Source organism: Rhizobium sp. CAU 1783 (assembly GCF_054551725.1).
The window spans coordinates 932030-945627 of the sequence record NZ_JBTOLM010000001.1 but is presented as its reverse complement, the minus strand read 5'-3'; the positions used below and the strand labels follow the sequence as shown (position 1 = coordinate 945627).

General features: G+C 64.0%; 14 protein-coding genes. 8 read left to right on the top strand and 6 right to left on the bottom strand.

Annotated elements, in window-relative coordinates; genetic code table 11:
* Positions 1–72: 72 nt before the first annotated feature.
* Positions 73–672, bottom strand: a complete 600-nt coding sequence (locus tag ACX93L_RS04265) for an SCO family protein (RefSeq protein WP_459403681.1) — start codon at positions 670–672, stop codon at positions 73–75.
* 144 nt (positions 673–816) lie between these two features.
* Positions 817–975, bottom strand: coding sequence for a hypothetical protein (locus ACX93L_RS04260; protein ID WP_459403680.1), 159 nt, complete (start codon positions 973–975; stop codon positions 817–819).
* 141 nt (positions 976–1116) lie between these two features.
* On the opposite strand from ACX93L_RS04260, the gene ACX93L_RS04255 reads away from it, so the two are divergent.
* From ACX93L_RS04255 to ACX93L_RS04240, 4 genes are all read left to right on the top strand, one after another.
* Complete coding sequence (locus tag ACX93L_RS04255) at positions 1117–1905, top strand: DUF2189 domain-containing protein (RefSeq protein WP_459403679.1); 789 nt, start codon at positions 1117–1119, stop codon at positions 1903–1905.
* A gap of 250 nt (positions 1906–2155) precedes the next feature.
* Positions 2156–4123, top strand: a complete 1968-nt coding sequence (locus tag ACX93L_RS04250) for a methyl-accepting chemotaxis protein (protein WP_459403678.1) — start codon at positions 2156–2158, stop codon at positions 4121–4123.
* Between the two features lie 3 nt (positions 4124–4126).
* Positions 4127–4591, top strand: coding sequence for a chemotaxis protein CheW (locus tag ACX93L_RS04245; protein WP_169587303.1), 465 nt, complete (start codon positions 4127–4129; stop codon positions 4589–4591).
* A gap of 263 nt (positions 4592–4854) precedes the next feature.
* Entirely contained in the window at positions 4855–5181 is a 327-nt protein-coding gene (locus tag ACX93L_RS04240) for a hypothetical protein (RefSeq protein WP_459403677.1), read from the top strand.
* Positions 5182–5485: 304 nt separating this feature from the next.
* Here ACX93L_RS04240 and ACX93L_RS04235 read toward each other — a convergent pair whose 3' ends face one another.
* Both ACX93L_RS04235 and ACX93L_RS04230 read right to left on the bottom strand, forming a co-directional pair.
* Complete coding sequence (locus ACX93L_RS04235; protein ID WP_169587300.1) at positions 5486–5974, bottom strand: CreA family protein; 489 nt, start codon at positions 5972–5974, stop codon at positions 5486–5488.
* 51 nt (positions 5975–6025) lie between these two features.
* Positions 6026–6661: a 3'-5' exonuclease gene (locus ACX93L_RS04230; RefSeq protein ID WP_459403676.1), complete on the bottom strand. Its 636-nt coding sequence runs from the start codon at positions 6659–6661 to the stop codon at positions 6026–6028.
* Positions 6662–6711: 50 nt separating this feature from the next.
* On the opposite strand from ACX93L_RS04230, the gene ACX93L_RS04225 reads away from it, so the two are divergent.
* The 4 genes from ACX93L_RS04225 to ACX93L_RS04210 all read left to right on the top strand — a co-directional run bounded on the left by ACX93L_RS04225 (position 6712) and on the right by ACX93L_RS04210 (position 11163).
* Positions 6712–7365, top strand: coding sequence for an alpha/beta hydrolase (locus tag ACX93L_RS04225; protein ID WP_459403675.1), 654 nt, complete (start codon positions 6712–6714; stop codon positions 7363–7365).
* Positions 7366–7544: 179 nt separating this feature from the next.
* Entirely contained in the window at positions 7545–9716 is a 2172-nt protein-coding gene (locus tag ACX93L_RS04220; protein ID WP_459403674.1) for a DEAD/DEAH box helicase, read from the top strand.
* A 157-nt stretch (positions 9717–9873) separates the two neighbouring features.
* Entirely contained in the window at positions 9874–10743 is an 870-nt protein-coding gene (locus ACX93L_RS04215; RefSeq protein WP_459403673.1) for a TIGR02587 family membrane protein, read from the top strand.
* 9 nt (positions 10744–10752) lie between these two features.
* Positions 10753–11163: a hypothetical protein gene (locus tag ACX93L_RS04210; RefSeq protein ID WP_459403672.1), complete on the top strand. Its 411-nt coding sequence runs from the start codon at positions 10753–10755 to the stop codon at positions 11161–11163.
* A 24-nt stretch (positions 11164–11187) separates the two neighbouring features.
* Here the strand turns inward: ACX93L_RS04210 and ACX93L_RS04205 are convergent, their stop codons facing one another.
* Together ACX93L_RS04205 and ACX93L_RS04200 are read right to left on the bottom strand one after the other, a co-directional pair.
* Positions 11188–12168 carry an NAD-dependent epimerase/dehydratase family protein gene (locus ACX93L_RS04205; RefSeq protein ID WP_459403671.1) on the bottom strand — a complete coding sequence of 327 codons (981 nt, stop codon included), beginning with the start codon at positions 12166–12168 and terminating at the stop codon, positions 11188–11190.
* Positions 12169–12289: 121 nt separating this feature from the next.
* Positions 12290–13501 carry a glycosyltransferase family 4 protein gene (locus ACX93L_RS04200; protein ID WP_459403670.1) on the bottom strand — a complete coding sequence of 404 codons (1212 nt, stop codon included), beginning with the start codon at positions 13499–13501 and terminating at the stop codon, positions 12290–12292.
* Positions 13502–13598 lie beyond the last annotated feature (97 nt).

The following is a 13598-nucleotide window of genomic DNA, read 5'->3' as shown; positions in this document are numbered from 1 at the left end:
CCCTTTCGCAAGAGCCTGCGGTACAATGGCGCGGCGCGGAAGGCAACAGCCTCCGGCACTGCCGGGGCGTGATCACCCCTTCATCAGGTTCTCGAGCTTCTTGACGGCGACATCCGGGTTCTCGCCATAGGAGATCGTGCCGACGAAACGACCTTCCGCATCGAGCAGGAAGACCGAAGCCGTGTGGTCCATCGTGTAATCGCCGTTCGGATCCTTCTCGTCGAGTGGGATCTTCTTGGCATAGACACGGAAGCCCTTGACCACCTCGCCCACCTTCTGCGGATCGCCGGCGATGCCGATCACGCGGTCGGTGACGTTGGAGATATAGGCGCCGAGCAGCTCGGGCGTGTCACGCTCCGGGTCGACGGTGACGAAATAGGCCTGGAGCTTAGACTTGTCCGGATCGACCTGGGTCAGCCAGCCATTGAGCTCGAACAACGTGGTCGGGCAGACCTCAGGGCAATGCGTGAAGCCGAAGAACAGCGCCGTCGGCTTGCCACGAAAGGCTTTTTCCGTGATCGGCTTTCCGTTCTGGTCGACAAGCTCGAACGGCACGCCGAACGGTGCTTCCGCCATCTTGTCCTTGCTGTCCGTCACGGCGAACGTTAGCCAGCCCAGGACACCGGCAAGCACGATCACCGCCGCCCAAAGAATAATCCGCAAGGTCTTCATCAGTCGTCAAATCCTCATCGCGTGCCGGCGAGACGAAGCCGCCCGGCACTCAGTCGAGAGCCGTTAGGCCGTTCCGCAAGAAAGTGCAAATCAACAGCCCGTCATTCGCCGGGAGCGCGCGGATTTGTCTCATCCGCCCGCCCCTCAGAGACAGGAGGAAAGCCCGTTCTCGGCAAAGGTCAGGACGATGTCCGAGGCAAAGCGCAGCCAACCGGCAAAAACGAGACCGGACAAGAGAACCCCTGCCGCGACGAAGCCCGCGACAAGAAGATGGTTCGATGATTTTCCGGCGATCTGTTCCATGGCCCCTTTATAATAGCGCCCGCGCTTCAGCGGAAGGGAGAAGTTTTTCAGATACCCTCAAGAAATTTGATGAATTTCAATGATTCTTCTGCGAGCTTGGAAGCATTCTGAGTGAGTGACCGGCAGTCTTGGGAGGGACGAATGGGAGAGCAGGCAGTTCAAGGAGCCCCGCAGGCCAAGTTGCGGATCAATCCGCTCGGCATGAGCGACGTCACCGCCGCGCTAAAGGAAGGTTTTGCAGACTTCCGGCGCTTTCCCGCCTTCGGTCTGTTCTTCGGAGGCATCTATGCGCTGGGCGGCCTCTTCATTCTGGTGGTGCTCAGCCTCTACCACCAGCCGTGGATGATCATTCCGGTCGCCATCGGCTTTCCGCTCATCGGCCCCTTCGTCGCGGTCGGCCTCTATGAGGTGAGCCGTCGCCACGAACGCGGCGATCCGATCACCTGGCGCAGCGTGCTGACCGAGGTGTTCCGCCAGCGGGAACGCCAGTTGTCCTGGATGGCCTTCGCCGTCCTCTTCATCTTCTGGATCTGGATCTACCAGGTACGCCTGTTGCTGGCGCTGTTCCTCGGCTTCAAGATCCCGGCGACACTCGGCGCCTTCGTGACCGTCGTCACGACCACTCCGCAGGGCATGCTCTTCCTCGTCGTCGGAACAATCGTCGGCGCAGTCATCGCGACGATCCTCTTTTCGCTGACGGTCATATCGATGCCACTGCTGCTCGACCACGATCTCGATTTCGTCACGGCGATGCTCACCAGCATCCGGACGGTGAGCGAAAACATGCTGCCGATGCTCACCTTCGGGATCATTGTCGCCGTGATCGCCATTCTCGCCCTGATCCCGGGTTTCCTCGGGCTGTTCGTCGCCCTGCCCATTCTCGGCCACGCGACATGGCACCTCTATCGCCGCGCCATTGTCGTGGCCTGATCGCACGGGGGACCGAAGGCCGCTCGACGCTGATCCCGTCGCCCGGCCTTCCCCGTGGAAACCGACTCTGCCAGCCATATTATCCGTTGCTTAACCACTATTTGCGATCATTTACACGCGAGATGACCCTTTCGGTCAGCCGGACATAACGTCCGCCGGGACGCATTAACTCTTTCCTCGGGCCTCTGCATGCACACTGGAAGCGTCGACGCATCGCGTCGGCCGCATTGCTGGGCCATCGGGGAGGCGCATGCTACATTTCATATCGGGCAGTAAACTGTCGGTGCGCCAGCGTCTCATGACACTTGGTGCGGCGACCATGTTCGGCATCGGCTCCATGCTTGCGGTCGGCTGGTACGAGAACGTCCAGGTGGATGCGGCCCTCAAGCGCACCCTGGTCCTGCAGCAGGACGTCGAGCAACTCAATGAAATGCGGCTTGCCAATTCACGGCTGGTACTCGCCGCCATGGACAGCATCATCGACCGGATGGAAGGCAGTATCCAGCCGGAGCGCGTCGAGGTCATCACGGCGGCCGCCAAGATCCTGACCGACGGGGCGAGCGTGCTCAAGGGGATCGCAAGCGATTCCGGCAATGCGGCCCTGGTTGGAAGCTACGACGCCGACCTCGCGGAGACGCTGAAGGCGATCCAAGTCGATCTCAAGGCCCTCATCGAGACGGGCGCCGCAGACGCGGACTATGCGCGGATCGACGACATCATCGACGGTGCCGGCGAACGGCTGTCGGGCATGCTCGACCAATCCTCGACGCTCGCCGGCAACATGCTGGAAGAGCGCGTACAGGAAGCCACGTCGCGTACACGGCAGTCGCTCTACATCCAGCTCGGCCTCGGGATACTCGCCTTTGCGACCGTTCTGCTTCTCCAGTCGATCCATGGCAATGCCATCGTCAATGGCATTCGTGCCGTCCGCACCGCCATGCAACGCATCGTAGACGGCAACTATGACGCCGGAACCGATGCCATCGAACGCAGCGACGAGATCGGCGACATGGCCCGCTCGGTCGAGATCTTCCGCAATGCGGCGATCGACAAGCAGAACCTTGAAGCCTCCACCAGTGCCGCAACGCGCCGCAACGAACAGGAACGCGAAGAGCGCGCCGCTGCTATCGCCGCCGACAGCGCCGCGGTCAAGCGCGCCGTCGACCAGCTTGCCCTCGGCCTCAACCGCCTGTCCGACGGCGATCTATCGGTTTCGATCGCCGAACCCTTCCACGGCGACCTCGACCGCCTGCGCGTCGATTTCAACCAGACGACGGCAAACCTGAACCAGGTGATGCGCGAGATTACCCAGAACAGCAGCTCGATCCGCGCCAACGGCCTGCAGATGCGCTCGGCCGCCGACGACCTCGCCCGCCGCACCGAACAGCAGGCGGCTTCGCTCGAGGAAACCTCCGCCGCACTCGACGAGATCACCGCCACTGTCCGCAACGCCACCGAGCGCGCCGAAGAGGCGAGCCACATGGTCGACAGCGCCAAGGTCTATGCCGAAAAGTCCGGCTCCGTGGTCAGCAACGCGATGGCCGCCATGGAACGCATCGAGGACGCTACCGGCGAGATCGGCAAGATCATCAACGTGGTCGACGAGATCGCCTTCCAGACCAACCTGCTGGCGCTGAACGCCGGCGTCGAGGCCGCCCGCGCCGGTGAAGCCGGCAAGGGTTTTGCCGTCGTCGCGCAGGAAGTGCGTGCACTCGCCGGCCGCGCCGCCGAAGCCGCCCGCGACATCAAGACCCTGGTCGGCCGCTCCAGCGACGAGGTGAAGACCGGCGTCGAGCTGGTCACCGCCGCCGGTGAGGCGCTGCAGCGCATCGGCGACGACGTCCTGCACATCAACGAACACGTCAAGGCGATCTTCACCTCTGCCCGCGAACAGTCGGTCGGTCTCAGCGAGATCAATTCGGCCGTCGGTCAGATGGACCAGGTCACACAGCAGAACGCCGCCATGGTCGAGCAGACCAACGCGGCAAGCCATACCCTGGCCACCGATGCGGAGAACCTTTCCCGCCTCGTCGGCCAGTTCAAGATGTCCGGGGGTGACTTCGCCCCCGGTCAGCCGCAGGTGGCGACCGCCGCCTCGCTGCCAAAACCGTCCCCCGCGAAGACGCTCATCGACAAGGTCGCGGGGACCTTCAACCGCAATGTTGCCGCCCGTGGCGCAAGCCAGGGCGCGGCAGCCGAAAACTGGGAAGAGTTTTAAGACATGTCCAACGCAATCAAGCAGTCCGGCGCCTACCTCGAAATCGTGTCCTTCCACCTGGGCGACCAGGAATTCTGCATCGACATCATGGCGATCCGCGAAATCCGCGGTTGGGCCCCGGTGACTCCGATGCCGCATACCCCGCCCTACGTGCTCGGCCTCATCAACCTGCGCGGCGCGGTGATCCCGGTCATCGACATGGCCTGCCGTCTCGGCATGAAGATGACCGAGCCGTCGGAGCGTGCCGCCATCATCGTCACCGACATCGCCGGCAAGCTGGTCGGCCTGCTGGTCGAACAGGTTTCCGACATGATGACCATCAAGGGCGAAGACCTGCAGCCGGCCCCGGAAATCATCCCGGAAGCCCAGCGCGCCTTCTGCCGCGGTATCGTCGCCCTGGAAAAGTCGATGGTCTGCTTCCTCAACCTCGACACCGTCATCGCCGACGAGCTCGCTCAGGCCGCCTGACGGCAACGTCCAGACGGTACTCTTCCCTGTGACCGAAGCCCCGGACAGACCGGGGTTTCGGATCGCGACGTTGTGCCTAGCTAACATTCGTCGCCTCGCCGTCGCCGCACCACAGACACAGATACGCCTTCATTAAATAATTGTAATAATTATATTTTTTCCGAAAATCAGGAACCAGTTCGACTTCCCTGCGTTTTGCCTGGGCTCGTCAAGAGTGCTCATCAAGAGTGATTGAGCAGCCCCAAAACGAACAGGAGAAGACCATGAACAACGCGATCAGGATTGCCCTCGCCTCCGTCCTTGCGCTCGGCACCGTCTCCGGCGGCGTCGCGATGGCGCAGTCGGCCGTCGTCGCGGAAGACAATGTCACCGTCGTCCGCATCGACAGCCTCGACAACGGCAACGACCGGGATGAGTTCACCCGGCTCTCCAACCTCGCGACCGACCAGGCGGCCATGAGCGAGGCGCAGACGGCAGTGTCGGCCGATCCGATGCTGGTCGCGGCGCTCGAGGCCCAGAACGTCCAGCTGACCAATGTAGTCCACGTCCAGACAGCGGCCAACGGCGGCAAGGTCGTCTATGTGCGCTAAGCTCGCGCACCCCCGAAACGACTTGCTCTCCGGCCTCGAAAGAGACCGGAGCGCAACTGGTATTGGACTGCGGGGCCGAGCCCCTCTTGACAGGACATGGACAGGTTCGGACGAGTTTGGGGTGAAAGCCGTTCGAAGCCTGATGTCCGGGCCAATGTGCCAAATTTGAAAGCGGTGCGAAAGTGACCCCTCGCACATTCCGCGTCACAAAACCGTGCCGAGCCTGACCAAAATTGGGTGTTTCCGTGTTCACCGAAAGCGCGGCGCAATACGCCGCTGAAAAACCCCTTAACTTCCTAGGGGGTCAGGGTTTGCCCTCGGTCCAGGTGACCGGCTGGTTGAACAGCGGAACGGTCGAGATCGCCATCTTCGCCGAACCGTCAACCACCTGCCGCGAATGAATGAGATAGATCAGCGTGTCATTGGCCTTGTCGTAGATGCGGTTGACGACGAGCTGCTTCCAGATCAGCGACATCCCCTCGCGGAACACTTCCTCGCCTTCCTTGGAGAGATCGATGTCGCCGATCTCGATCGGGCCGGTCTGGCGGCAGGCAATCGAGTTGTTGGACGGATCCTCGAACCAGTTGCCCTTCGACAGGCGGTCGATGATCGATCGGTCGAAATAGGTGACGTGGCAGGTGATCCCCTTGATCTTCGGATCGGTGACCGCCTCGACGATGATGTCGTTGCCGACCCAGTCGACCCCCACCTCCCCCACCACCTCGGCACGGGCTGGCAGGACGAGAGCCGAAAGGGCGACGGCGGCAGTGATCAGCGTGGCACGAAACGACATGGCGAAATCTCCAAAGGACGACTGCACTAGAAATAAGCGCGGCCCGCGACCTTACAAGGCCGGGACGTTTCTGCGGATGCGCCGGATCGAACAGGCGTCGTAACCGCCCCGATAGAGACGGCCGGGGGTGAGCCCGATCCGCGCCGGCAGGTCGGTAATGTCATCCACGCCAGCGTCCCGGGCCATGGCGATCGTCGCAAGCGCGCAGACCCGCGCGTCGTCGGCCGCATTGTGGTGCATGAAGGAAATGCCGAGATGGGCGGCCAGGCTGTTCAGCCGATGGGAGCCGAGATCGGGCCACAGGCGCTGCGCCATCTTCACGCTGCACAGATAGGAAAGCTCCGGATAGGGCTGGCGGTAGTTGTCGAGGGCTGAACGCCAGACGGAGAAGTCGAAGGCCGCGTTGTGGGCGATCATCGTCGCACCGGCGAAATCGTCGGCGAATTCGTCCATCACCTCCGGAAACTCCGGCGCGTCCTCGACATCCTCCGGGCGGATGCCGTGAATCTGGATGTTGAACGGCGAAAAGCGCATGGTTTGCGGCCGGATCAGCCGCTCCTCGACACGGACGACCTCGCCGGCCTCGATCCAGGCGAGACCGACCGAGCAGGCGCTGCCGCGCTCTTCGCTGGCGGTTTCGAAATCGATGGCGATGGTGCGTCCGGAACGCTGATATTCGCTAGACATGAACTGCCAATAAGCTTCGAGGCAGATTCGGGCAATGCTGGGACGGAAGAATGCCGAAGATTGCGGGCTTCCATTGCGAGATAGACAATCCGGATGCCCCGGGAACGCCGCTGGTCTTCCTGCACGGCAGCGGGCAGGACGAGACTGCGTTGAAGGCCCTCGGCGGAAACGTATCGACTGGAGCACCGACCCTGCGGCTACGCGGCTCCGTCGCCTGGGAGGGTGGATTTGCCTTCTTCCGCCGGAGCCCGGATCGCAGCCTCGATCTCGCCGACCTGAAACACCAGGTCGACAAACTGGCAGTCTTGCTCGAAAACCTCGGCAGCCTGTTTGCGGGACGGCTTCCGGTGCTGGTGGGCTATTCCAACGGAGCCATCGCCGCAGCCGCGCTCGTGCGCCACAGACCTGAGTTGACGGCGGGCGCTATCCTGCTGCGCTCGCTGTCTCCCGACCCGTCATCGGCTTTTCCTACCTTGCCGAACTATCCGGTCCTGATCCTGACAGGGGCGACCGACAATCGCCGGGCACCCGGCGATGGCGCGATTCTGGCGGCGCAGTTTCATCAGGCGGGTGCAGCCACCGAGCATCACGTGCTGCCGTGCGGCCACGAATGGGAGGCGAGCGGCGCCGATTTCTCGATCATGCGCACGTGGCTCGGCAACGTGCCGGCCACATGGCCGCCCGCACTGTCGTCTGATAGCTGACCGGCGCATCGCCTGGCGCGCAATCCCCTGATCCGCCCCCGCCTTCACCATATCCCGCCTTTTCGGCCGCGCCCCCTGTACTTTCGGAGCTTTCGAGGATAGGAACGGCGCCAACATACCCGCAATCGGCGGGCGCGGCGCCTGAGCCCGCATCACCATCACATTCGAAAGACTGATCCATGACAGAATTTGACGGCATCGCAGCGCCGATCGCCGAGGCATTGTCCAAGCGCGGCTATACCACGCTGACTCCGGTCCAGCAGGCAATGCTCGACCCGGACCTCGCAGGCGCCGACGCCCTGGTGTCCGCCCAGACCGGTTCCGGCAAGACGGTCGCCTTTGGCCTGGCTATTGCGCCGACGCTGCTTTCCGGTGAAGACCGCTTCGGTCCGGCCGAAGCACCGCTTGCCCTCGCCATTGCCCCGACTCGCGAACTCGCCCTGCAGGTCAAGCGCGAACTGGAATGGCTTTATGCTGAAACCGGCGCCACGATCGCCTCCTGCGTCGGCGGCATGGACATGCGCAACGAGCGGCGCGCGCTGGAGCGCGGAGCCCATATCGTCGTCGGCACGCCGGGACGCCTGCGCGACCACATCACCCGCCGTTCGCTCGACCTCTCCAACCTCGCCGCCGTCGTTCTCGACGAGGCCGACGAAATGCTCGACCTCGGTTTCCGCGAGGATCTCGAATTCATTCTCGAGGCTGCCCCCGACGAGCGGCGCACGCTGATGTTTTCGGCCACCGTGCCGAAGTCGATCGCTGAGCTGGCCCGGAACTACCAGCGCAACGCCCGTCGCATCGCGACCGCGTCCGAGCAGAAGCAGCATGTCGACATCGAATACCGCGCGCTGATGGTCGCACCCGCCGACCGCGAGAACGCGATCATCAACGTGCTGCGCTACTACGAGGCGCGTAATACGATTGTCTTCTGTTCGACCCGTGCGGCGGTCAATCACCTCACCGCCCGCTTCAACAATCGCGGCTTCTCCGTCGTCGCCCTGTCGGGCGAACTCAGCCAGAACGAGCGGACCCACGCCCTGCAGGCCATGCGCGACGGTCGTGCCCGCGTCTGCATCGCGACCGACGTTGCGGCCCGCGGTATCGACCTTCCGGGCCTCGAGCTCGTCGTTCATGCCGACCTGCCGACCAATTCGGAAACGCTGCTGCACCGTTCGGGCCGCACCGGCCGCGCCGGGAACAAGGGTGTCTCGGCGCTTATCGTGCCCATGAGCGCGCGGCGCAAGGCCGAACGCCTGCTCGGCGGTGCCAATGTCCAGCCGACCTGGGCGCTGCCGCCCTCGGCCGACGAGGTTCTCGCCCGCGACGACGAGCGCCTGCTCGCCGACCCGGCGCTTTCGGAAGCCATCAACGAGGACGAAGCCCCCTTCATCGCGACCCTTCTCGCCACCCATGGTGCGGAACAGGTCGCGGCCGCCTTCCTGCGTCTGCAGCGCGGCAACCGCTCGGCGCCGGAAGACCTGATGCCGATCCGGCTCGACGCCGCCAGGAAGCAGCGCGAGCCGGCCTATGCCGATCCCTCCTCGCCGGTCACCAAGCCGCGCCAGGATTTCGGCCCAAGCGTGTGGTTCTCGCTTTCTGTCGGACGTCGGCAGAATGCCGAGCCGCGCTGGCTGATCCCGATGCTCTGCCGCAACGGCAACATCACCAAGAACGAAATCGGCGCCATCAAGATGCAGCCGGAAGAAACCTTCGTCGAGATCGCCGCCAGCAATCTCGACCAGTTCCTCGGCGCCCTTGGGCCCAACAGCCAGCTCGAACGCGGCATCACCGTCAGCCGGCTTGACGGCCAGCCGGACTTTTCCGCTCCGCCGAAGGAGCGCGCGCCCCGGCCGCCGCGCGACGATGCGGAGCGCAAGCCGTTCGGCGAGAGGAAGTCGTTTGGCGACAAGAAATCCTATGGCGACAAGAAGCCTTACGGTGACAAGAAGGCCTACGTCGAAAAGAAGCCGTACGCCGACAAGGCGCCCTATGGCGACAAGAAGCCGTACGCCGAAAAGCGCCCCTATGCCGACGACCTGAAACGGGCCGATGCCGAGGTCTGGGGCGATGCGCCGGCAAAGCCCGCGGGCGGCAATCGCGACTTCGACAAGCCGTTCAAGAAGAAGCCGAAGGCGGCGAACGGCGACAATGCCAGGAGCTGGGACAAGCCAGCGAAGCCGGAATGGACCGCCAAGCCGAAGGGCGAGAAGTCGGGATATGGCGCCAAGGGCGACAGGCCCGGCGAAAAGTCCGGTGACAGGCCCGCCTATGCCGGCAAGCCGAAGGGCAAGTTCGACGATCGCGGTCCGTCGACGGGTCCGAAGAAAAAGAGCTTCAAGCCGAAGGGCTGACGGACACTCCGTTCCCAGAAAAGGCCGGCCTGCGATCTGCGGGCCGGCCTTTTTGCTTTAAGACCCGCAAACGAGCCATCCGGCACCGGCCGATCACCCCGATGGAACAATTGCCCCTGAACCGCGTTGTCGAGCCGCGATTGGGGAGTGCGGTTTCATGACGTGGACGGCAGAGGGCAAGGAGCCCGACTTGCGGCAGACGGAAGCGGCGAGCACTTTCCTCACCGGGATCGGCCGCGGCATTGCAGGCGCGTTGCTGTTTGCCCTGCCCATGCTGATGACCATGGAGATGTGGGAACTCGGCTTCTACATCGCTCGGGAAAAGCTGCTGCTCCTGATGCTCCTGAACCTCCCCTTGCTCGTCATGCTGTCGCATCGCATCGGCTTCGAAGAAACCTTCGGCTGGCGCGAGGACCTTCGCGACGCGATCGTCGCCTACGGCATCGGCATCGCCGCCAGTGCGGCAATCCTGTTTCTCTTCCGGATTCTGATGCCAGACATGCCGGCGAACGAGATGATCGGCAAGATCGCCATCCAGTCCGTGCCGGCCAGCATCGGCGCGATGCTCGGCCGCAGCCAGCTCACTCGCGAGGAAGACGGCGACTGTGAAAGTCCGGATCCGCGGGAACTGAAGACCTCCTATGGCGGCGAACTGTTCCTGATGGCCGTCGGCGCCCTGTTCCTCTCGCTCAACGTCGCCCCGACCGAGGAGATGATCCTGCTCTCGTACAAGATGACCGCCGGCCACGCGCTGGCGACTATCTTCGTGTCGATCCTTGTGATGCACGGCTTCGTCTATGCGGTGTCCTTTGAGGGCGGTCACGAGTTGTCGCCGCAGACGCCGTGGTGGCATGCGCTGATCCGCTTCACCCTGCCCGGCTACCTGATCGCCCTGTTGATCGCGCTTTTCTCGCTGTGGATCTTCGAACGGCTGGGCGGGGCGGCGCTCACCCCGACGCTCTTCGCCGTCATTGTCCTGGCCTTCCCCGCCGCCGTCGGCGCCGCCGCGGCACGGCTGATCCTCTGAGGTGAACGCATGACTCAATCATCGCACGGCAGGCATACTGAAGCGGCGGAGCCGCACTGGTCCGAATGGCTCGTCGGCCTGCTCTCCGCGGGCCTGATCGTATTCCTCATCGGCTGGCTCGGCTGGAAGGCCGCAAGCGAGGTCGCCGAACCGCCGGAACTCTCGATCAAGGCCACCACCATGGAACCGGCCGGCAACGCCTTTCGCGTCACGTTCGACATCGAGAACGGCGCCAACACCACCGCATCGTCGGTGACCGTGCGCGGTGAACTGCTGCGTGACGGAGACGTGGTCGAAACGGGTGACATCACCTTCGACTATGTGCCGGCGGAATCGACCGCAAGCGGGGCGATCCTCTTCGTCAACGATCCGTCCGCCGCCGAGGTCCGGCTGCGCGCCGTCGGCTGGGCCGATCCGTGACTCTCGAGCTGGACCTGGTCTGGATCAGGCCGCCCGGCCGGCGGCGAACCGGAGACGGTCGAGCATCCGGGCAATCCCGTCGGCAAGGCAGATTGACGGCTGCAGACCGTGCGCCGCCTGAAGTGTGGTGTCACCACAACGGAAGAACACCCCTTCCGGCTTGTCGGAAAGGCCGACGATCCTCGGCTCCCAGCCGATCTGGCGGGCGACTTCCTGAGCCAGCGCGATGAAGGAGGTGGCGATCCCGGTCGAAAGGTTGAGGCTCGCACCCGTCGGCAGGCGATCGACCGTGCGCCAGACAAAGTCGACGCAGTCGTCGATATGGATGAAGTCGCGGCACTGGCGGCCAGACCCCCAGACGACGACCTCGTCACGGCCGGCCTCCGCCGTCAGCCGCTTGCAGATCGCCGGAAAGGGATAGGCGAGATCCTGGTCCTCGCCGTAGCCGCTGAACGGCCGATAGGCGACGGCTCGACCGCCATAACGCTCGACATAGAGCTTCATCAGGAACTCGCCGGTGAGCTTCGCCCAGCCGTAGCTGAGATCGGGAACGCCGAGCCCGTCCTCGAAGGAGATCATGTCCTCCGAAAGCATCCGATGGCCGACGGGGCCTTGCAGCGCGATCGGATAGGCGGCGCTCGAACTGAAGAACACCACTGTTCCCGGCCGTGTCTCGGCCGCCCATTTCCACATCAGCGCATCGACGGCCAGATCCTCCGCGACGCAGAGCGCCTGCGTTTCCAGCATGACGCGGCCACCGACCATTGCCGCAAGGTGGTAGACATAGTCGAACCGCTCCGCGGAACGGGCGAAATAGTCACGGCAGTCGGCTGCGACGAAGGTGAAATTCCCCTGGGGCGGCACGGGCCACCGGTCGGGCGGCAGGGCGCCCGTTCCCTCGACGAGGCTGTCGACGCAGACAACGTCGAGCCCCTCGGCCAAAAGCCGGGCGCAGACGTGGCGACCCACGAAGCCGGCACCGCCGGTCACCAATGCCCTCGCCATGCTTCCCCCTCCCCGGTTTGCGTCCTTGCGCCTGTCCGGCAAGGACATGGTCGCATTCGATGCTCTCTCTTCTCACGCAATTCCGGACGCAAAACCGCTTCACACTTTTGCTGGAATGGCTCTAGTGCAGCGACGCGCCGGTATGCCCCCTGTAGATGTCGAGAATGCGCTGCCGCCACTCGTCGGTCGACGGCGCGATCCGCTTGCCGTATTCGTAGGCGCCTTCGCTGAGGTGCCGGACCAGGTCGTCATTGTCCATCAGCGCGATCTTCTCAGCGAGCGAATCCGCATTGCCGCTCTCGAAGACCAGCCCGGCATCGTTGCGCGCCACCTCCTCGGCGATCAGTGCATTGCTGCTAACGATCACAGGAATGCCGCTCATCACCGCCTCGGCGGCGACCAGCCCATAGGGCTCCGGCATGCGCGACGGCATGACGAAGAAACGCGATTCCGCCGCCAGACGGTCCACCTCGCAGTCATCGAGCCAGCCCGGCACATGGCAATGCGGAAGCGCGTTCTGCATCTCCTTGAGCAGCGGTCCCCGCCCGATCAGCGTTGCCGGGCGGCCGGTCTTGTTGAGCGCTTCAGCAAGCGTCCGCACCCCCTTCTCCCAGGTCATCCGGCCGAGGAACAGCATGCGCTCGTTGCGCCATGCCCGCGCCGGCCCGCGCGTCAGCGGCTTGCAGGGCGAACGCAGCGTGCGGAAATGCCGGAGCGCGCCGCCGCTGAGATAGGGCTCCATGTTTTCATGCGCGAGGATGACCTCGACCCGGCCCCAGAATTCGTCGCCCGCCGATTGCTGCGTCAGCATCCGGCTGACGCGCCAGAGCTTGTGCAGGTAGTTGCGCTTGTCGCAGTTGCTGGTGAGGCAGCCGAGCGACATCGGCCGGTGGCCGCACACCTCGCCCGAGCGGAAATTGAGATATCCGCCGTTCGGGCAGGTCAGGAAGAAGTCGTGGGCCGTGACGATGACGCGTGCCCCATGCCGCGAAAGGGCATGAAAGATGGAGGGGGAGAGGATCTGCGACCAGCCGTGCACGTGAACGACCGTTTCCTCATCGCTCGCGGCCAGAAGATTGTCGAGCGCGGTATAGGCCCGGCGGTTGTAGTTGCGCTCCACGACGTCGCCCGGCTGCACCCCGTCGCGCAGCGGCCGCTCGCCGAGCGCCTCGACCTTCGCCCGCGGAAAGTTCTTGCGAACCTCCTCCCCGTCGTCCCCGACGAGCACCGTGCAGTCCATTCCCGCGGCGGTCGCCGCGTCGATGCACTGCATCGCCACCTTGGTTGCCCCACCGAGCACCACCGACACATCGTTGATTACTAAAAGCCGCATGTGCCGTCGTCCGGTGAATGGGAGAACCAACGACGGAGGCGCATCGACCGCTCTCGAGGCCTGCTAGCCCCCCGTTGTCACATCAAATTCACCGTCA